Origin of the sequence: Enterococcus sp. DIV1368d (genome assembly GCF_050542975.1) — a bacterium.
Lineage (GTDB): Bacteria > Bacillota > Bacilli > Lactobacillales > Enterococcaceae > Enterococcus_D > Enterococcus_D casseliflavus.
The window spans coordinates 3,529,728-3,547,500 of record NZ_CP172939.1; the positions used below are offsets into that span (position 1 = coordinate 3,529,728).

General features: G+C 44.8%; 18 protein-coding genes and 8 tRNA genes (1 of these 26 running past the window's edge). 2 read left to right on the forward strand and 24 right to left on the reverse strand.

Annotated features, from left to right (window positions below; all coding sequences use genetic code 11):
- Window positions 1-137 precede the first annotated feature (137 nt).
- The gene (locus IGJ44_RS16630; RefSeq protein WP_010748856.1) at window positions 138-545 is read left to right on the forward strand and encodes an Hsp20/alpha crystallin family protein; all 408 of its coding nucleotides are present in this window, start codon (window positions 138-140) and stop codon (window positions 543-545) included.
- A 55-nt stretch (window positions 546-600) separates the two neighbouring features.
- Here the strand turns inward: IGJ44_RS16630 and IGJ44_RS16635 are convergent, their stop codons facing one another.
- From IGJ44_RS16635 to IGJ44_RS16645, 3 genes are all read right to left on the reverse strand, one after another.
- A complete protein-coding gene (locus IGJ44_RS16635) occupies window positions 601-1,356 on the reverse strand; it encodes a DUF6681 family protein (protein WP_005230266.1) in 756 nt (251 codons plus the stop codon).
- A gap of 8 nt (window positions 1,357-1,364) precedes the next feature.
- The gene (locus IGJ44_RS16640) at window positions 1,365-1,799 is read right to left on the reverse strand and encodes a hypothetical protein (protein ID WP_074536322.1); all 435 of its coding nucleotides are present in this window, start codon (window positions 1,797-1,799) and stop codon (window positions 1,365-1,367) included.
- 181 nt (window positions 1,800-1,980) lie between these two features.
- Window positions 1,981-2,532, reverse strand: a complete 552-nt coding sequence (locus IGJ44_RS16645) for a hypothetical protein (RefSeq protein WP_074536324.1) — start codon at window positions 2,530-2,532, stop codon at window positions 1,981-1,983.
- Between the two features lie 124 nt (window positions 2,533-2,656).
- Between IGJ44_RS16645 and IGJ44_RS16650 the strand changes: the two genes are divergently transcribed.
- Window positions 2,657-3,169 carry a type 1 glutamine amidotransferase domain-containing protein gene (locus IGJ44_RS16650; RefSeq protein WP_010748853.1) on the forward strand — a complete coding sequence of 171 codons (513 nt, stop codon included), beginning with the start codon at window positions 2,657-2,659 and terminating at the stop codon, window positions 3,167-3,169.
- Between the two features lie 135 nt (window positions 3,170-3,304).
- Here the strand turns inward: IGJ44_RS16650 and IGJ44_RS16655 are convergent, their stop codons facing one another.
- From IGJ44_RS16655 to IGJ44_RS16755, 21 genes are all read right to left on the reverse strand, one after another.
- Window positions 3,305-3,604 (reverse strand): hypothetical protein, encoded by a 300-nt coding sequence (locus IGJ44_RS16655; protein ID WP_074536325.1) that lies wholly within the window; start codon window positions 3,602-3,604, stop codon window positions 3,305-3,307.
- Window positions 3,605-3,779: 175 nt separating this feature from the next.
- Entirely contained in the window at window positions 3,780-4,928 is a 1,149-nt protein-coding gene (locus IGJ44_RS16660) for a mannitol-1-phosphate 5-dehydrogenase (RefSeq protein WP_010748851.1), read from the reverse strand.
- A 22-nt stretch (window positions 4,929-4,950) separates the two neighbouring features.
- Complete coding sequence (locus IGJ44_RS16665; protein WP_005230254.1) at window positions 4,951-5,388, reverse strand: PTS sugar transporter subunit IIA; 438 nt, start codon at window positions 5,386-5,388, stop codon at window positions 4,951-4,953.
- Window positions 5,389-5,403: 15 nt separating this feature from the next.
- Complete coding sequence (locus IGJ44_RS16670; RefSeq protein WP_074536328.1) at window positions 5,404-7,176, reverse strand: PTS mannitol transporter subunit IICBA; 1,773 nt, start codon at window positions 7,174-7,176, stop codon at window positions 5,404-5,406.
- A gap of 314 nt (window positions 7,177-7,490) precedes the next feature.
- Window positions 7,491-7,925 carry a PTS sugar transporter subunit IIA gene (locus IGJ44_RS16675; protein ID WP_016612038.1) on the reverse strand — a complete coding sequence of 145 codons (435 nt, stop codon included), beginning with the start codon at window positions 7,923-7,925 and terminating at the stop codon, window positions 7,491-7,493.
- A gap of 12 nt (window positions 7,926-7,937) precedes the next feature.
- Window positions 7,938-9,968, reverse strand: coding sequence for a BglG family transcription antiterminator (locus IGJ44_RS16680; protein WP_167827264.1), 2,031 nt, complete (start codon window positions 9,966-9,968; stop codon window positions 7,938-7,940).
- On the reverse strand, window positions 9,949-11,697 hold the full coding sequence (locus IGJ44_RS16685) for a PTS sugar transporter (protein WP_167827265.1): 1,749 nt from the start codon (window positions 11,695-11,697) through the stop codon (window positions 9,949-9,951). Before IGJ44_RS16685 ends, IGJ44_RS16680 begins: the two co-directional genes overlap by 20 nt.
- Before the next feature lie 69 nt (window positions 11,698-11,766).
- Window positions 11,767-13,128, reverse strand: coding sequence for an NlpC/P60 family protein (locus tag IGJ44_RS16690; protein WP_008381675.1), 1,362 nt, complete (start codon window positions 13,126-13,128; stop codon window positions 11,767-11,769).
- A gap of 185 nt (window positions 13,129-13,313) precedes the next feature.
- Window positions 13,314-13,823 (reverse strand): rod shape-determining protein MreD, encoded by a 510-nt coding sequence (mreD, locus tag IGJ44_RS16695; protein ID WP_005232950.1) that lies wholly within the window; start codon window positions 13,821-13,823, stop codon window positions 13,314-13,316.
- A gap of 2 nt (window positions 13,824-13,825) precedes the next feature.
- The gene (gene mreC, locus IGJ44_RS16700) at window positions 13,826-14,683 is read right to left on the reverse strand and encodes a rod shape-determining protein MreC (RefSeq protein WP_010748844.1); all 858 of its coding nucleotides are present in this window, start codon (window positions 14,681-14,683) and stop codon (window positions 13,826-13,828) included.
- Window positions 14,684-14,825: 142 nt separating this feature from the next.
- A complete protein-coding gene (locus IGJ44_RS16705; RefSeq protein WP_081117068.1) occupies window positions 14,826-15,458 on the reverse strand; it encodes a thiamine diphosphokinase in 633 nt (210 codons plus the stop codon).
- A complete protein-coding gene (gene rpe / locus IGJ44_RS16710) occupies window positions 15,459-16,112 on the reverse strand; it encodes a ribulose-phosphate 3-epimerase (protein WP_015510634.1) in 654 nt (217 codons plus the stop codon). It lies immediately after the preceding gene.
- Window positions 16,113-16,121: 9 nt separating this feature from the next.
- Complete coding sequence (gene rsgA / locus IGJ44_RS16715) at window positions 16,122-17,006, reverse strand: ribosome small subunit-dependent GTPase A (RefSeq protein WP_016608316.1); 885 nt, start codon at window positions 17,004-17,006, stop codon at window positions 16,122-16,124.
- A 103-nt stretch (window positions 17,007-17,109) separates the two neighbouring features.
- Window positions 17,110-17,183: transfer RNA gene (locus IGJ44_RS16720), tRNA-Pro, on the reverse strand.
- A gap of 30 nt (window positions 17,184-17,213) precedes the next feature.
- Window positions 17,214-17,287: transfer RNA gene (locus IGJ44_RS16725), tRNA-Arg, on the reverse strand.
- An 11-nt stretch (window positions 17,288-17,298) separates the two neighbouring features.
- A tRNA-Leu gene (locus IGJ44_RS16730) sits at window positions 17,299-17,384 on the reverse strand.
- An 18-nt stretch (window positions 17,385-17,402) separates the two neighbouring features.
- Window positions 17,403-17,474 (reverse strand) — tRNA-Gly (locus tag IGJ44_RS16735).
- 10 nt (window positions 17,475-17,484) lie between these two features.
- Window positions 17,485-17,557, reverse strand: a tRNA-Thr gene (locus IGJ44_RS16740).
- Between the two features lie 7 nt (window positions 17,558-17,564).
- A tRNA-Leu gene (locus tag IGJ44_RS16745) sits at window positions 17,565-17,646 on the reverse strand.
- Window positions 17,647-17,660: 14 nt separating this feature from the next.
- Window positions 17,661-17,733: transfer RNA gene (locus IGJ44_RS16750), tRNA-Lys, on the reverse strand.
- 3 nt (window positions 17,734-17,736) lie between these two features.
- Window positions 17,737-17,773, reverse strand: a tRNA-Val gene (locus IGJ44_RS16755); it runs 36 nt beyond the window's last position.

Sequence of the window (17,773 nt, forward strand, 5' to 3'; positions counted from 1 at the left end):
ATCATAGCAGATTCTTATAAGATAGTTGAGTGATTTCTCTTGTTTTTATGATTGTTGCCATTTTGGTTGCCCTTTGGCTTGGTTCCTCGTAAAATAGAAGTACCAACTCAATAGATAAAAGAAAGCGGGGGAACCACATGGCAAATTTGATTCCAAGAGATTTCGCAGGCGGCGAAGAACTATTAGGCAAATTAATGAACAGTTTTTGGCAAGAACGGCAAATGAATACGGACATTAAAGAGTACGAAGACAAGTATCTCGTTCAAGCAGATTTACCCGGCATCAAGAAAGAAAACATCCGCGTCAGTTACGTCAACAACACCCTGACGATTTCAGCGGCTCAAACAGAGACCACGGAAACCGAGGATGATTTCGGACATTATTTGCGCAAAGAACGCTCTAGCAGTGCCTATCAACGGACCTTCACCATCACAGACATTGATGACGAGTCCATTAAAGCAGTGTTTGAAGACGGCGTTTTGACCCTGACGTTACCAAAAGCCAGCTACAAAGATGCACCCGCAAAAAACATCCCGATCGAATAACCGAGATACCAAAAAGGCAGTCCCTTCAGAGAACGCTCTGAGAGGACTGCTTTTCTTATTTGCGTGCTTGTCGTCGATACGCCTGTCTTGAGGTCTGTGGTTCTTCTTCAGAAATCTCTTTTTTGACGTACAATTTCAAACTGTATGGTTCATGGTATTTCACATCATTTTTGATAAAATCACCGCCAGTGATAAATAAACCCACTGGCTCTAAAGGTTGTTTGCCTGTCCATTGGATCGTGCCGACTTTCGTCATCTCCGTGTAGCTAGTACCGATCTGCAATGCGTACTCATTTTCCCCTTGCTGTTTAACAAAATAGTAAGGATACAAGGTGTTTTTCGGGATCGTAAAGCCGTTGGATGACGGTTTGATCGCCAATTCTTCTTGAGCGATCAAGGTCTGCAAATGATTCGCCAATACCAGCTGATAGTCTTCTTCAAAATGGATCACCGCTTTTTCAGTCGTCAAACGATCAATGTCGGTGGTGCTGATGGTTTCTCCTTCAATATTGAAGACTTCGTCTGGTAAAACTTTGACAAAGGCCTGAGTGACATCGAACTTCATATTTTTGTTTAAGAAATAATAGAAGATATTCAGTACCCAGAAGTAGACTAAGACCAAAAAGCCGACCGTATAAAGGATCGCTTGAAAATAGTTTTGGTTCGCAAACATCCCGTAGACGATCCGCAAAATATACGCCGTTGGAATGATACTGAGGATGGTATAGGCACGGTTCAAATATTTAGGACTGATATCGAGATAGCCCAAAAATTTATGGATGCCGTTGATTAAATCTAAAATAAGCGTCATTTTCTCACCTACTCATTTCCTTGATTCTCATCCATGATCCCTTGTGGATCTGGCGTGGTCTCTTCACTTGAAGAAGGTGTTTCCTGATTGTTTTCCGATGGTGCTGGTGAAACATTGGCATCGCTTGATGGCGTCGTTTCTGCAGGCACCGAAGAAGACGGAGTCGTTGCTGGTGTTGCTGGTTCACTGCTGGATGACGGTGTTGTCTGCTGGTCATCGTTCGTCGGTTGTGAGTCCGTGCTAGCAGGTGTCTGATTTTGACTGTCTTCAGTCATCGAAGAGGGTGTGCTTTCACTTGGTGCTTGTTCGGTCGTTTCTGTCGTTTCCGTCGCACGACTTGGTTGGCGGTAGCTGCCTGAATTCACCACGCCGGTGGCAGTGGCAATGATCGTTGATATCGTTAAAAGTGCAATTGGTTTTAAAATAGGCGGGACTTTTCGCATGATTCTCATCCTTTTCTTACCCGATGTTGCCCATTGGCAACCTCGGTTCCTTCAGCCTCTTCTTACCTTTATAATCGTTTCTGACAAAAGGGTCAAGATTCCAGAGGCTTCTGTCGCAGGATTTAAAAAAATCTAAACATGTAACTGTTTTCACAAAAAACAACGACGGCAGTTGCCGCCGCTACACAAGGTATTCATAAAACTTTTCAAAGGTCAACCGCAACGTGCCATGGTAATCCCGTAAAAGGGTAGGCAAGGCGATCACTTCTTCATGTTGGATCGGGGCATCGATTTGGATCACCGCTTCTTCTTCATCCAGATAATAAGAACTAAACAGTTCATCATCAGCGACTTCTTCTAGCTGATTGGTCAGCTCCTCATAAAACTTTTCTACGATCGGTTCTGCCAACTCATCAAAGACCGGCTGCAAGGCTGCTTCTACAGCTGGAAACGGCTGCGCGAGTAATTGCTGTCCGCTGAGGGAATGGCAGGTATTCTCATAGGTCAAATAAAGCAGGTCGAAATAATCCTCTTCTTCCCCGATCGCTTCTAGCGTCAAAAGGGCTTTTTCTACCAATGAAACCAAGGCCGAGGATACCTCCTGATGCATCACCGCATCAACTTTTTCAAATAATTGCTGTTTCTCGATGACAAATCTTTCTTCCATAAAAGTGAATTCCGCTTTTTCAAAGCAAAGGGGGGTATCAGAGATAAATAGTTGGATCGTTGCCATGGCGTTGCCTTCTTTCTTTTTCAAGCTGCGGACAAACAGATGATTTGTCAACAGCGAAAATCTTCGTTAGCATAAATAATAGCAGGTGAACAAATTGTTCATCAAGTAATAAGGAGGAGATCGAATGAGTAAAGTTGCTGTTATTGTCACTGATCTAGTCGAAGATGTTGAGTTGACGTCACCAAAAGAAGCACTGGAAGCGGCTGGACACGAAGTAGTCGTTATTAGTAATGAAGGCGCCGAGACCGTCGAAGGCAAACAAGGTGGAACATTTACCGTCGATGCGACCATTGATACGATCGATCCTGCAAGTTTTGATGCTTTGTTGATCCCAGGCGGTTTCTCCCCTGACCAATTACGGACCGATGAGCGCTATGTGTCATTGACGAAAGACTTTTTGACATCTGATCGTCCCGTCTTTGCCATTTGCCACGGCCCACAACTGTTTATCCAAACAGGACTGACGAAAGATTTGACCTTGACGGCTTATGATTCTGTGCGACCAGATTTAGCCTACGCAGGGGCCACCGTCAAAGATGAGCCCGTCGTGATCGACGAAACCTATCGGTTGATCACCAGCCGAAACCCAGATGACCTAGATGCCTTCAATCAAGCCATTACCGAGGCATTGAACTAACCACGAATAAGACTTGGTTTCTTAGAGAAAAAAAGCCGCCAGTTGCAGCGTTCGATCCTTCGTATCGATCGAGCTGCAGCTGAGCGGTTTTTTCTTGCGTAGCTTTTCAGTTTTCAGTGAATGGCTCTTTCCCCGTTACTCGTCAGAGGGCAGCTCAAAACCATCGAAAGTCTCGCCATCATAGTAGCGCAATAATTCTTCCGTCGATAATAAGGAAGACGTCATTTCTTCCTGTGTCTCATTGGCCTCTCGAAGTTGGGCAAGGTAAGCCGCGTAGGCTTCTGCCAACTGCCGATAAACAGCTTGCCGCGAAGTTCCTTCTGCTTGGATCGTCGGCAATTCACGGATAAAGGCCCGATAGACGGGGCGGTTTTCCAGCCATTCGATCGGCAACTCAATTACTTGAAGCTGAGCTTCTTCAAACCATCGTTCCATCGCTCTCCCTCATTTCTTTTCTTATTATCGTCAAGTTAGCAACAAAGGTCAATCAGTGAGCAAAAAAATACAGAACAAGCGTTGAAAGAAATTGCCACATCCGCAAAAGCTCGCTTGTCGGGCTCGCTTTTACGGATGCGGCAATTTATCTGCTTGTTCTGTGTGTTACTCGTTTTTATGCGGCAACATACGCATATTTTTCAATGTTTTGTCGGATCGTTTCAATCATGTCTTCATCTTGTAAGCCAGTGATTTCTGCAATGACTTCCGGTAGTGATTTTTCATCCAAAAGTGCTTGCAACTGTTGGCTTTGCTCATCTTCAGGGTCTTTGTAGTTGAAGATCATGCCGATCGTTTCATAGAGATGATCTGGCTGCATGTTGCGTTTTTCTAACTCAAGGACTGGTCGGATAAAACGTTCTTCGGTCCCTAATTTGCGGACAGGTGTCCGTGCCACCCGAGTGATAGCATCGGAAATGTGTTTGTTTTTAAAGCGTTGGATGATTTTTTCGATATACCGTTCATGTTCTTCGGGATCAAAGGCCCACTTCTCAATTAAAAGCCGCCCAGTTTCTTCGAGAACGGATTTTAATTGGATCACCACTAAATGGTCCTGCATCGCTTCATCGATCGTCTGATAGCCTTGGAGGGCGCCCGTGTACGCTACCGTAGCATGACCCGTATTGACACTGAATAATTTCCGTTCAATATACGGTTCCAGGTCCGCCACATAATGGACCCCTTGCAGATGGATCGAGGATTTCATCCCTGATTCTTGGATCACCCATTCGCAAAAAGGTTCTACTTGAACGAATAAAGGATCTTCATGGTGCTGCAGCGGTACGATGCGGTCCACCGCTGCATCTGGAAAACCAACCGTCGCTTCTAACGCGGACCAATCCGCAACGTATTTTTGCACTTCGCTTTTTAAAAAGGTCGATCCGCCGATCATGTTCTCACAGGCGATCACATCAATGGCTGGCTTGTCTGGGTGTTGCTGACGTGCTTCTAAGCCTTTGGCGATCAGCTCAGCGATATGCGGCAAAATGTTGGGACCAATGGCGGTCGTAAGGATGTCTGCCTCGGCGATCGCTTGGATCACCGCTTCTGGTTCTTTGGCATTGTTCAATCCCGTCACATGCTCGATGTGGATCTGTTCTTGGGTCTCATCGGCTAATTCGATGGTATACCCTTGTCTTGCTTTTAAGGCGTCAATGATCGTTTCATTGACATCAATAAATGTGATTTCAAAGTTGTTGGCAGCCAATATCTCGCCGATAAAGCCGCGACCAATATTACCTGCACCAAAGTGAACTGCCTTCATGTCTTGTCTCCTCCTTAAATCCTTATGCTACGGTCAAACTTTGGGCGATTTCTTCTTTATCTAAGGCATCCGCCAATTCGACAACGTTATCGATATCGCTGCAAAAGAGGGCGATTTGTTGGACCAATTGCAGGTGATCTTCCCCTTTGCCCGCGATGCCGAAAAGGACGGTGACGATTTTTTCTTCGTCCGCGGTACCGAAATTCACGCCATCAGGTACTTGCACGATACAGATACCAGATTTTTTGACGTATTTTTTGGCTTCATCCGTGCCGTGAGGAATCGCAATAAAGTTCCCCATATAGACTGAGAGCATCTCGTCACGCTCAAGCATGGCTTCGACGTATTCTTTTTCCACACAGCCTGCCGCCAGCAATTTTTCGCCGCAGTAACGAATGGCTTCTTCTTTGGTCGCAAATTGTTTGTTCAATTCAATCATGTCTTTTTCTAATACTTGCATTCGGCTCATCCTTTCTTAATTCGCTGCTTTGATCGATGCTACGATCCGTTGATAGTTCGTCGTTCCCATCAAATTATTGACAGATAGGTGGATCGCTTCTGGCGCTGACGTTTGCGCTTGCGGCGTTAGGGCTTCTTTTGTGATCACCAGTGAAGAGGCGTTGGCATGGAGATCATTGATATGGCTTTTTCTGATTGGCATCGTCAGAGCTTCTTTGGCTAAAAGATCTTGGAAAACTTTCTGTGCCATCGTTGCCGAACCTTTGCGATCATCGTGGGCCAAAATGATTTCACTGACTTGCTTAAGGTCATTGGCGGAAGGAACATCTATCTGGTTGCCTGCTTCAGACTTTTTTGCTGTCTCCCCCGCTGTCTTAGTCCCTGACAATGTGGCTACGATTTCATCGTACCGTGGAGAGTTCAGGAAATTTTCAACCGCGACAAAGGTCGCATTTGGCGCTTTTTGTTTGGCACGTTCTTGCAATTCTTCTTGAGTGACGATCAGCGTATTGGCATCGTCCGTCAAATTGTTGATGGCGGAATTAGAAACATTTTGTGGAAGACCCGCTTCTTTGACTTTTTTCCGTAAGATCGATGCCCCCATAGCACTGGAGCCCATGCCTGCATCACATGCGAAGATGATACGATTGATGCCAGTCATTGGTTGAGCCGCCAAGCCTTTTGAGCTGAGTTTTGCTGCTTGCGTTTGTTGTACTTTTTCTTCAAAATTATCCACCGTATCCTTCGCATCCGCTTTCAAGATCGCGGCAGCGACGATAAAGGACACGCCTGCTCCTACGGCAATTCCGGCTAAGACAGAAACGACACTCATCACTGAGTTGAATGGCGTCATTGCTAAGATCGCAATGATCGAACCTGGTGAAGCAGGTGCCCGTAAGCCTGCACCTAGCAATTGGAAGGTAAAGCTTCCTGATACACCGCCGGCAATCACTGCTAAGAACATCAATGGTTTCATCATGACGTATGGGAAGTAGATCTCATGGATCCCACCGATAAAGTGAATGATGATCGCTCCAGGTGCCGAAGATTTCGCTGCTCCTTTTCCGAAGAAAGTGAAGGCTAGCAAGACTCCTAAACCAGGTCCAGGATTGGCTTCTAATAAGTAAAGGATCGATTTCCCAAATTCGCTGACCTGCTCAGTGCCTAGTGGTGTCAAAATTCCATGGTTGATAGCATTGTTTAAGAATAAGATTTTTGCTGGTTCAATAAAGATATTGGCTAATGGAATCAAGTGGGCATTGACGATTACTTCGACCCCTGCTGCCATTGCTTCTGTCAAGGTGTTCACAACTGGCCCGATTGCTACAAAGCCCAGTAATGCTAAGGCAAAACCGATCAAACCTGATGAAAAGTTGTTGACCAACATTTCAAAGCCAGCGCGAACTTTGTCTTGGAAGATCTCGTCAAATTTCTTGATGACCCAACCGCCTAAAGGACCCATGATCATCGCACCCAATAGCATTGGGATATCCGTTCCGACGATGACCCCCATCGTTGCGATCGCCCCAACCACGGCTCCGCGGTCACCAGCAATCACTTTCCCGCCAGTATACCCGATCAAGATTGGGATCAAATACGTTAGCATTGGACCGACCATCGTTGCAAAGGCTTCATTTGGTAAATACCCATCTGGAATAAATAATGCCGTTAATACACCCCATGCAATCAATGCGCCGATATTTGGCATCACCATACTCGACAACGTACTGCCTAATTTTTGAACTTTTGCTTTTACTGATGATTTGGCTGCTTTTTGTGTCTGTTCCATTTTTTTCTCTCCTCTCGTCTGCTTACACCCTTATTGTAGGCGCTTCCCAAAACGGTCGAAAGTCGTACTTTGGCACAAAAAACTGTGCCAAAACTTGTAGCCAAACAGACTGAACAAAAAAACACGAGTAGCCCCTACACTCGCTTATTTTTGTTATGTTTCACGTGAAGCATTTTTTTGGATTTTGCCAAAACGCAAAAAAAAAAAGTGTACCCGCTCCTTCTACACAAGGTAGAAAGAGCGAGCACACGGAGGCAGCTCATTCACTCATTTCGTTCGCTTCTCTTGTTACAAGCCCGTCTGCTGCTGACCGCTTATTCTTCTGCCAGCAAAATCTGTTGGATCTCTTCAACCGATTCGGCATCACTCAGCGCCCGAACATTTTGCATATCGGAACAAAAAAAGGCGATTTCTTGCAAAACAGCTAATTGCTGCTCTTTTAGGACGACTACGAAAAGGATCGTAGCGATTTTGGGTTGTTCCTTCGTGCCGAAGTCGACGCCATCCGGCACTTGGATCAAAAAGAGCCCTTCTTCCTTGATCCATTGCTGGGCTTCTTCTTCCCCATGGGGCAGTGCAACAAAGTTACCGATGTAAACACCTGTTTTTTGATGACGCCGCAAAAGGCTTTTGACATAAGGTAAAGAGACGATCTCCTGGTTGACTAAGTACTCGCCAATTTTTGTCAGAGCCTCTGTGGCATCGGTAAAGTGTTGATCCAACAAAATCCGCTCCTGTGGAATATACATCGCTGATCCCTCCTATTGTTTTACTTCTTCAATCAAGAGCGAAGAGAGTAACTGATAAATAATCGAATCATTGCCGGAATTAAAAATCTCCGTATTTAGATCATTCATAATGATCGAACCACTGATCTTCCCTAACATCTGAGAGCTTGTTTCATTGATAGGATAGGGCGCCAGCATGACTAATAAACGGGTAACAGCGATTTCTTTTTTATCCATCGCTAGAAGTGGCAGCGGCTGTTTCAAATCGAAAATACGAAAAACAGGTTGCAGGATCGCCGAACTCGCCGCGTGAAACAAGGCAAAGTGGGTGTCAGGAATGCCCACTGGCGCTTGGAAGTAGCGCCTTAAGAGACGATCAACAACTTTCTCACGATCCAAAACAACATGTGTATCAAAAGACGTCAGCACCAGCTGCAACGTTTCTTCCAAGTCCGCTGGGTTATCAATCGCCTGCACTTGAAACAGCGCCAATAGCTGGTTAATAGCTTCGATAAAAGCCAAGACCGCTTCATAGGATTCCTCTTTGACTAAAGCAGAGGGCGCTTTTTTGGCGGAACGTTTTTTCTGACTAATGGCTTGGAAGGCCTTCTTCAACTCTTGAATATCTTCTTCCAGCAGGATCGGTGAAACGAGTTTGTACTCTCCTTGATACCCTGGCAGCAATGAAGTCGAGATCACCAAGTCATAGGTCTCCTCGATATTTTCCCGTTTGACATCCCCCACTCGAAAGAAGGTGATTTGATTGATAAAGGGAAAATGTTTCCGCAGCTGCATCTCTAACAAACTGATGGAGGCTAATCCGCTAGGAGAGATTCCTGCAATATTGACTTCTAACACTTTCGGATTTTTTTCCAACGAATTGGCAAAATGTAGGACCATATAGGCGATTTCTTCTTCCGAGAACTGCTGCTGCGGAAAGACCTGCGGCAGATGATTACGAATCCCGCTGGCGATTTCGACATACTGGTTCATGATTTTTTCTAGGATAGGGTTGTTCAAATGATCTTCTTCTAAAATAGCCCGCGTCATTACTCCTGAGATATGGGTCAGCAGCATTTTATACAAGTTCGTGTCTTCATAAAACGCCACTTCTGTTTGCTCACTGACCAATTCGATCAAGCGTTTTACACGATAAGCCAAGTCGGTATCAAAATTGTCATCAAAAAAATCACGGTCAAAGGAATTGGCAAAATCACCTAGTAACACGGCAAAAAAGACGATTTCGTTGATGGAATAAAGCAGTTTCGTCTTTTCGGCGATCTGAGCAAAAATCTTTTTCGCCACCTTCAGCAAGTCTTTGTTGATCTGACTCGGGTACGTCTCTTCTTCCACCGTATAGCCCAAAGCTACCCGATCCATGGCTAGCGCCAGCATCAAGACGATAAAGGCTAATTTGCGGTCACTAAGTTCCTTGAACTGCGGCTCGATGGTTTCCCGAATCAGCCGCTGGGCTAGCAATAGATGGTCGCGGGACAGAAATTGAAAAATAAACGGGGCTTCATCATCGGTTTCCAGTAAATGGAAAAATTGGTATTCATTGATCTCCATCACTAGTGTATTGGCTGTGATCAACCGCCGATACTTTTCGGAGCCTTCGATCTCATACCCTTGATTGCGCACGATCCTTAACGGCAGCCGTGCGAGACTCTCTTCAAGCTGTTTGATGTCTGAAAAAAACGTCGTATTGCTGATTTGGTAACGCTCCAAGAAAAAATGACTGGATACAGACTTCGTGGCGGTAGTCAGTTGCAACAAAATACGGTGTTGCCGCTCACTAGCCGCGAATTCTTGATCGGTATCTGCCATAATGGCTTCTTGCAATTGGCGAATACTCGTTTCTGATGCAAAAATTTGGAAATGACCACGACCGACCTTCTCTAAGGTAGCTCCTACTGTTTCCAGGGATTTTTCTAGATTAGCCAGTTCACGGTACACCGTTCGTTTACTGACTTTTAAGACTTGCATCATGCGATCTAAAGAAACCGGACCGGTACTATTCATCAATTCCGTTAATAAAAGTGTTTCACGATTGGTCAAAAACATAGTCGACTCCTTCTGTCAGTAACTGACGATACGCATCTGTCGTCAATAAATCATCCACCACCAGTAAAGGAACATCTGGGATCGAGCACTTTTCTGCAAGTTCTTTCGGGAGGATATAGATTGCCGTAGGATCAAGAGCTTGTCCTTCATATGCCATTTTTTTGATGGTCAAAGGAAGCGCTTGTTGGCGGGCCATTTTTCTTAGTATCTCCACTGCCATCGTTTGTGAACCGCGTTTTTTTCCAGTATACAAAAAGATGATCGTTGAAAACCCTAGCGAACTTGCTGCCTCGGTTTGTAGCGATTTTTGCGGATCCTGTTCTCTTCTTTGTAATTCTTGGATCAGCGGGGTATACTCATCTGCCGCCAAAAAATTATCTAACACATAATGCTGTGCGTGAGGTGTCTGCTTTTGGGCAATAGCTGCTAATTCCCGTTGGGTGATCACTAACAGCTTGGGATCATCCGTCACACGATAAATCGACTGATAGCGGACAGGAAACGTTAGCTGGGCTTCTTCTAACTCTTTCTTTAGTATGCTGGCACCGATTGCACTGGACCCCATCCCTGCGTCACAAGCCACGACGATCTCCGTCACTTTCTTCATTTTCGGCATCTTACGCTCCTCATTTTCTGTATTGGTCTTCCGTTTTAATAGCACACTAGCAATTGCAAACGATACGACCGTACTGACGACAATCCCAGCTAAGACACCTAGGATCATAGAAGCCGGTGTATTGAGCAAAATCGCCAAAATCGAGCCCGGGGACGCCGGTGCTCTCAAGCCTACTCCTAAAAATTGGAAGATCAGTGTACCGCTGAAACCACCAACGATCGGACCGAGCAACACCCAAGGATCGAGCAGAACAAACGGGAAATACACTTCATGAATCCCGCCAATGGCCTGCACAAAAATGGATGCTGCGGCATTCGTTCGGTTTCGCTTTGAACCAAAGAAAAGATACGCCGCTAAGACCCCTAATCCCGGACCGGGGTTGGCCTCGATCAAAAATAAAACCGACTGACCGTTAACTGCCGCGGCTTCGATTCCTAGCGGCGTAAATAGTCCATGGTTGACAATATTATTAAAAAACAAAACTTTCAATGGTTCTACAATGATATGAATAAAGGGCAAGACATTTTGCCGAACGAAATAATCCACGAGCTGATAGCTGCCGAGACTGAACCAATTAAAAAGCGGCGCCAATAGGAAATAACTACCTAAAAAAAGGAGTCCGCCAAGCGCACCTGCAATAAAATTGCGCACCAGCATCTCATAGCCACTTTTGACCTTACTCACGAACGAATCACTGCGATACAACAGCCAGCCTGCCAGTGGACCCAGTAGCATCGCCCCAAAGACTTGGGGAATATCCGTTGCGAGAATAGCCCCTAAGACCGCCACTGCTCCTACGACCCCACCTCGCTCAGGTGCCAACATTTGCCCACCTGTATAAGCAATCATGAGGGGCAGCAACACAGTCAAGACCCCTTGTTCCATTTGCTGGATCACTTGTTGATCGACTGAAAACAAAGGCAGCAGGAATGAAATCAGCATCCATGCAATAAAAATACTTAGATTCGGCATCATCATGCGAGAAAGATAATTCGTATAAAACTTAACCGTTATCATTTTTTCTCTGGAAGACGAGGTCTTGTTCATTTTATCCGCTTCCTTTCTCTTTTCTATTATAAGATGTTCTGGCAAGACTGAAAACAAAAAAAGCATACGTTTTTTAAAACAGAAATCAAAAAAAGCTGACGTAAAACGCCAGCTTTTGAAATAGCTTCAATTGATTTAGTTTACGCGCACCGCGAAATCTGGTGAGTAATAAGAGTAACTGCTGACAGAAACATTTTGACCAGGTGTTGGTGCATGAACGTATTGTCCGTTACCCATAGCGATCGCCACGTGGTGTGTGCTTCCGCGGCTACCCCAGAATAACAAATCACCGGCTTTTGCTTCGTTGATCGAAATTACCGTACCGGAAAATTCTTGTGCGTACGTTACCCGTGGTAATGAGATCCCAACTTTAGCAAATACATATTGTGTAAAGCCAGAACAGTCAAAGCCGTCTGGTGTCGTACCACCCCAAACATAAGGAGTACCAATGTATTTCATTGCTTCTGCTACGATTGCTGAACCATTGACCGTTTGTGCGGGTGCAGGAGTACTGCTTGAACCGTTGCTGCTATTATTTGATCCTTGGTTGTTATTGCTATTGTTATTATTGGCAGGTGTCGATGGTGTCGTATTTGCTGAACCGCTGCCTTGTGATGAACTGCCTTGCGTAGTATCAGTCGTCGTACTAGAATTTGTTGTGGCGCTTGATGTCGTTGAATTCGACGTTGAAGATTCGCTTGGTGCTGCTTCCTGAGTAGCTGCTTCAGCTGCTGCCGCTTCTTGAGCCGCTGCTTCTTGTGCTGCTTGTTCACGAGCTGCTGCTGCCGCCGCTTCTTCCGCAGCGATGCGAGCTTGTTCTGCTTCGTATTCTTCTTTTTGTTTTTCTAAATCAGCTTTTTCATCTTCTTTAGATGCTTGTTGAACAGCCAATTCCGCTTGCAAAACATTCAAATCGGCTTGTTTGGCTTGTAGATCCCCTAATTGTGTTTCTAATTCAAATTGGTTCGCTGCGATCTCTGCCAATTTATCGTCGTTTTCCGCTTTTTTCGCTTCAACTGCTTCTTGGTCTGCTTTTTGTTGATCCACAAGATCTTTGTTAGCATTGACGATCGTCGTCATTGCTTGCACACGGCCAATAGCATCTGTTAAAGAGTCAGCTTCTAATACTGCATCAATAAAGTTCGTGCTTTGTCCATTGACTTGAACATCACGAGCTTGTTTTTGGATCGCTTCTTCACGCTTTTCGATTCTGACTTTCAAATCGGCAATTTCTTGCTTCAACTTTTCAGAATCCGCACGCAAATCCCCTTGTTGTTGCAACAAAGTTTGGGCTTTTTCATTGATTGCAGTCACGTCGCTTTCAAGTGCTGCTACTTGTGACTGGATGCTCGCTTGCTGGTTTTGCAAGTCAGAGATCTCTTGATTTTTTTCTTCAATTTTATTGTCAAAATCTGATGCAAAGACAAGTGTCGGTGCTGCTGCAGAAGTAAGAACAATTGAACTTACTAACAATAAAGATAAAATTCGCTTTTTCACTCTTCATTCCTCCGGCTGTTGCTTCCCCTAATATGGTTTTTTTATGTATAAATGCTTAAGAATACCTAAAGTCCTTCACGATAGTGTGATTGTAACACAGCCGTATGTCAGAGAGATAAAAGGAATATTACAAAAACATTTCAATCGCTGTTATTTTTATACAGTCAAACGCAAAAAAAATGAAGCTATTCGTCTTTGAATAGCTTCATGAATGGAATGACTAAAAGGATAAACAAAAGGATGTTCAATAAAAGCGTTGGTGCTAGAAAGCGGGAAACAAAGAATGACGTGCTAACTGATGCGATCTTAAACAGCAATTGAACCCCCAATGTCACAACTTCTAAGCTTGTAACAAAGATGATCATTCCGAAAAACATGGTAAATACATTTTGATAAAGCGTATTTTTCAAAATATACATGATCCATACGATCAAGGGAAACGCCACCGTGTAGATGCCGATCACACCGACATAATACACGTCATAGAGACAGCCGATCACCAGCGCCGTGGTGATCAAAAAGTTTTTCGGCAAATACTTTGCGCCACATAAAAGGGCGATCAATAAAAGATGCGCACTGGCGATATAATTGTCTTGGGTCCATTTTTCCAAAAAACGCGTCAGTTGTCCATCTGCCAACATCATCAAAAAGAAGACGCCCGCTGCCAGGTATTTGATGTAGTCATGCTTTTTCATGGCTATTCCTCACCTGCCAAGCGTTTGATAATCGTTACTGCTTGAATATCATACATTTGGGCATACGGTTTTACAAATACTTGGGTATCAAGACCAAACTCATCTTTGGTGGTACGGATCACTGTTCCGATCGCTAAGTCGGCGGGCGAGTTTCCTCCTAATCCAGAGGTCTGCACGACATCGCCTTCCTTCAGCTCATTGTCCCCCGTCAATTGGGTAATGACTAAGGAACGTTCTTTTTGATCGTAACTACTTAGGATCCCAAAGTTTGACCCATCTTCGCCGCTGATCCGAACCGGATAATGGTTGGAATTCTGGTTTTCAGAAGTCAAAAGTTCAATTTTAGAAGAAGCTGCATTGACCTCTATCACACGACCAATCAAGCCTTTTTGCGACATGACCGCCATGTTGACCTCAACGCCGTCTCTTGAGCCTCGATCCACGATCAGCATATCTTGCCAAGTATCAGGTGACCGATTGATGACATTGGCGGAGATCCGTTCATAATTCGTCAAGGTCGCATTCAGCTCTAGCTCTTCTTTCAAGGCATCGATTTCTCTTTGCGCATTGTCCTTCGCTTGTTCCAATTCATCAAAACTGTCCAATTTCTCTTTTAAACGTTCATTTTCTTCATACGTCACAAACAAGTTTTTGACTGAATTCGCACCATTTTCGATCCAACGAAAAGGCGCCGTAATCACTTTATCGATAAAGCCAACGGAGTCATTGACCGTTGATTGCACAACATTGGTGGAGTTTCCCGCAGCTCTGCGGGCGATCGTCACGCTTAATACGGTGACAACTAAAATCACAATAATCAATGTGATGATAATATTTTTATTAGGATTAAACTTTTTCACAAAGACACCTCAAATAATTCCAAACTGTAGTTCCAATTTTACCATTAATACCCTGCAAACAAAAGCTAAGTTGACCGTCTTAATGTTTTTTTTGTAATTAAGTTTCTGAAATTTTCAACAAAAAAAAGAGACGTTTCGTCTCTTAATCACAACTTTGAATGACTGCTATCATCCCGCTGCTAAAGGAAAAACCTGCTGTTTGTGTCAGAAATTCATTGCTGGCATAAGAAGTTGGGTACGGCACTTGGACATTTTCTAATAAATACTTGCTACCTATCAACGTCAAATCTGTTACCGGCGTCAAACAGCAATACGCCAAATACTGCATCTCGGGTTCTTTTTCTAATTGATAGGTGCCTGGTAAAAAGAACTGAACGACATTTTGACGATCTAAAAAACGCAGATTTGGGGCAAATGGACGAAACCGATCTTCTAAAGGCAGCCATAGATTGGCTAAAAGATGGTCGAGACGTCCTCCTGTTGCACCAATCAAGTCGATTTGCGCTTTTGGATAGCGACGCAACGTCTCCACCAATGCCAATTGGGTATCTGTATCATCTTTTTCAGCAGGAGCTTGGATCACTGTGTTGACTTGTTGTTTGACTGCTTGCAGTTCGCCTGCGGTCAAAGAGTCGAAATCACCAATCGCTAGATCGACTGGCCGTTGGTGCTGAAGCAAAAACAATGCCCCGCGATCAATCCCAATGTATTTGTCATAGGTCATCAGCGGTGGCCAATTTTCAGGGCGCCCCCCTGCTGCTAACAAAATCTTCATTTATTGCAAAGCTTCTTTCAAGGCTCTGATTTGTGCTGCAGGTTCATCGGCATCGTAAATATAGCTTCCTGCTACGAAGACATTTGCACCTGCTTCCAGGCAACGTTTGGCTGTCTCAGGAACGATCCCGCCATCTACCTCGATATCATAATGGTAGCCTTTTTCTTCTTTTAAAGCAGCCAGTACCGCAATTTTTTCTAGTGATTCTTCAATAAAGGATTGCCCACCAAACCCTGGATTGACCGTCATGACTAACACTTGATCACACATGGATAAAACATGTTCAATGGCTGATACTGGTGTGCCTGGGTTGATGACGATTTCTGCTTTGACATTTTCTGCCACGATCATTTGGATCGCACGATGGATATGAGGTGTTGCTTCCGCGTGGATCCCAATGATATCTGCCCCAGCTTCTGCGAAGGCATGGATATACTTTTCTGGTTCGGTGATCATTAGGTGAACATCCAACGGCAGTTTGGTAACTGGGCGAATCGCTTTAACGATGTTTGGGCCTAAGGTAATATTAGGGACGAAATGACCGTCCATCACGTCTACGTGAATATAATCTGCGCCATGGCGCTCTACCAGCTCAATGTCTCTTTGAAGATTTGCAAAATCGGCACTTAAAATAGATGGTGCTAGTTTTATCATGCTTTTCCCTCACTTTTTCTTCTTTTTATAAACCGGACGTCGGTTTTCAATCTCTTCTAAAAATTGCACGTAATTCTTATAACGAGTCTCGGCAATCTCATCTGCTGCAACCCCCTGCTTAACTGCACAATCAGGTTCATTAAGGTGCCTACATTCCCTAAAACGACAGTTGGCAGCTACCGCTAAAAAGTCAGGAAATAGTTTGGGTAACTCCACCGCTTCGATTTCCAAAAAGTCGATCGAACTAAATCCTGGTGTATCGGCAACCAATCCATCACAAATCGGCAAGAGCTCCACATGACGGGTCGTATGTTTCCCCCGCCCGAGAGATTCTGAGATCACTCCTGTTTCCAATGCCAATTCTGGGACGATCCGATTCAGCAATGTCGACTTTCCAGCACCGGATTGCCCCATAAAGACGGTGATCCGCTCAGGAAAGTACCGTTGAAGTTCCAATAGATCTTCGCCTTCTGCTTTTGACGTGATCACGTGGTAGCCAATTGCTTGATAGGTCTCCTCAATTGCTTTCATTGCGGCAAGATCTTTCACAAGATCCGCTTTTGTCAAAAAGATGATCGGTTCGATCCCCTCATACTCTAACGTCACTAAAAAGCGGTCCAATAGGTTATAGGAGAAGTTCGGCTCAACTAGACTTGTCACGACCACCCCTTGATCCACATTTGCGACTGGCGGTCGAACTAGCTCATTTTTTCGCGGCAAGATCTCTAAAAGATAACCGTCTGTTTGATTGCTGCTTTCAAAGATCACTTCATCCCCCACCAAAGGAGTGATTTTTCGATTCCGAAAATTTCCTCGAGCGCGGGTTTGAAAGATTTCATCTTCTGATGCCACATAATAAAATCCGCTTAGCGCTTTGATGATTTTTCCCTTCAAACAATTTCCTCCTCGTTTTTTACTATTGTATCATATTTTCAGGGCTTCTCACTGGCTGAAAACACAAAAAAAGCCTGAAGCGAATGCTTCAGGCATCAAAAAATCGGGAAGACAGGATTCGAACCTGCGACCCCTTGGTCCCAAACCAAGTGCTCTACCAAGCTGAGCTACTTCCCGATAATAAAAATGAAACAAATAAAAAGACTACGCGCCCAAGAGGAGTCGAACCCCTAACCTTTTGATCCGTAGTCAAACACTCTATCCAATTGAGCTATGGGCGCATATTATGAAATGCCGAGGACCGGAATCGAACCGGTACGGTGATCACTCACCGCAGGATTTTAAGTCCTGTGCGTCTGCCAGTTCCGCCACCCCGGCTGAAAATTGCTAAGGCAAAGCGGAAAACGGGGTTCGAACCCGCGACCCCCACCTTGGCAAGGTGGTGCTCTACCACTGAGCTATTTCCGCATATTCCTGATGCCGGCTAAAGGACTTGAACCCTCGACCCTCTGATTACAAATCAGATGCTCTACCAACTGAGCTAAGCCGGCAATGAAGTGCGGGTGAAGGGACTTGAACCCCCACGCCCGAAGGCGCTAGATCCTAAATCTAGTGCGTCTGCCAATTCCGCCACACCCGCATAGGTTATTACTATGAGTCGTACAGGGCTCGAACCTGTGACCCTCTGATTAAAAGTCAGATGCTCTACCAACTGAGCTAACGACTCATATGGGGGTTAACGGGATCGAACCGCTGACCCTCTGCTT

Coding starts and splice junctions, on each gene's coding strand:
- IGJ44_RS16650 (WP_010748853.1), top strand. CDS start 2,657: ATGAGTAAAGTTGCTGTTATTGTCACTGATCTAGTCGAAGATGTTGAG.
- mreD (WP_005232950.1), bottom strand. CDS start 13,823: ATGAAAAAGCATGACTACATCAAATACCTGGCAGCGGGCGTCTTCTTT.
- IGJ44_RS16645 (WP_074536324.1), bottom strand. CDS start 2,532: ATGGCAACGATCCAACTATTTATCTCTGATACCCCCCTTTGCTTTGAA.
- IGJ44_RS16655 (WP_074536325.1), bottom strand. CDS start 3,604: ATGGAACGATGGTTTGAAGAAGCTCAGCTTCAAGTAATTGAGTTGCCG.
- IGJ44_RS16675 (WP_016612038.1), bottom strand. CDS start 7,925: ATGTATATTCCACAGGAGCGGATTTTGTTGGATCAACACTTTACCGAT.
- IGJ44_RS16685 (WP_167827265.1), bottom strand. CDS start 11,697: ATGCTTTTTTTGTTTTCAGTCTTGCCAGAACATCTTATAATAGAAAAG.
- IGJ44_RS16680 (WP_167827264.1), bottom strand. CDS start 9,968: ATGTTTTTGACCAATCGTGAAACACTTTTATTAACGGAATTGATGAAT.
- IGJ44_RS16630 (WP_010748856.1), top strand. CDS start 138: ATGGCAAATTTGATTCCAAGAGATTTCGCAGGCGGCGAAGAACTATTA.
- IGJ44_RS16640 (WP_074536322.1), bottom strand. CDS start 1,799: ATGCGAAAAGTCCCGCCTATTTTAAAACCAATTGCACTTTTAACGATA.
- IGJ44_RS16670 (WP_074536328.1), bottom strand. CDS start 7,176: ATGGAACAGACACAAAAAGCAGCCAAATCATCAGTAAAAGCAAAAGTT.
- IGJ44_RS16705 (WP_081117068.1), bottom strand. CDS start 15,458: ATGAAGATTTTGTTAGCAGCAGGGGGGCGCCCTGAAAATTGGCCACCG.
- IGJ44_RS16665 (WP_005230254.1), bottom strand. CDS start 5,388: ATGCAAGTATTAGAAAAAGACATGATTGAATTGAACAAACAATTTGCG.
- rpe (WP_015510634.1), bottom strand. CDS start 16,112: ATGATAAAACTAGCACCATCTATTTTAAGTGCCGATTTTGCAAATCTT.
- IGJ44_RS16660 (WP_010748851.1), bottom strand. CDS start 4,928: ATGAAGGCAGTTCACTTTGGTGCAGGTAATATTGGTCGCGGCTTTATC.
- IGJ44_RS16635 (WP_005230266.1), bottom strand. CDS start 1,356: ATGACGCTTATTTTAGATTTAATCAACGGCATCCATAAATTTTTGGGC.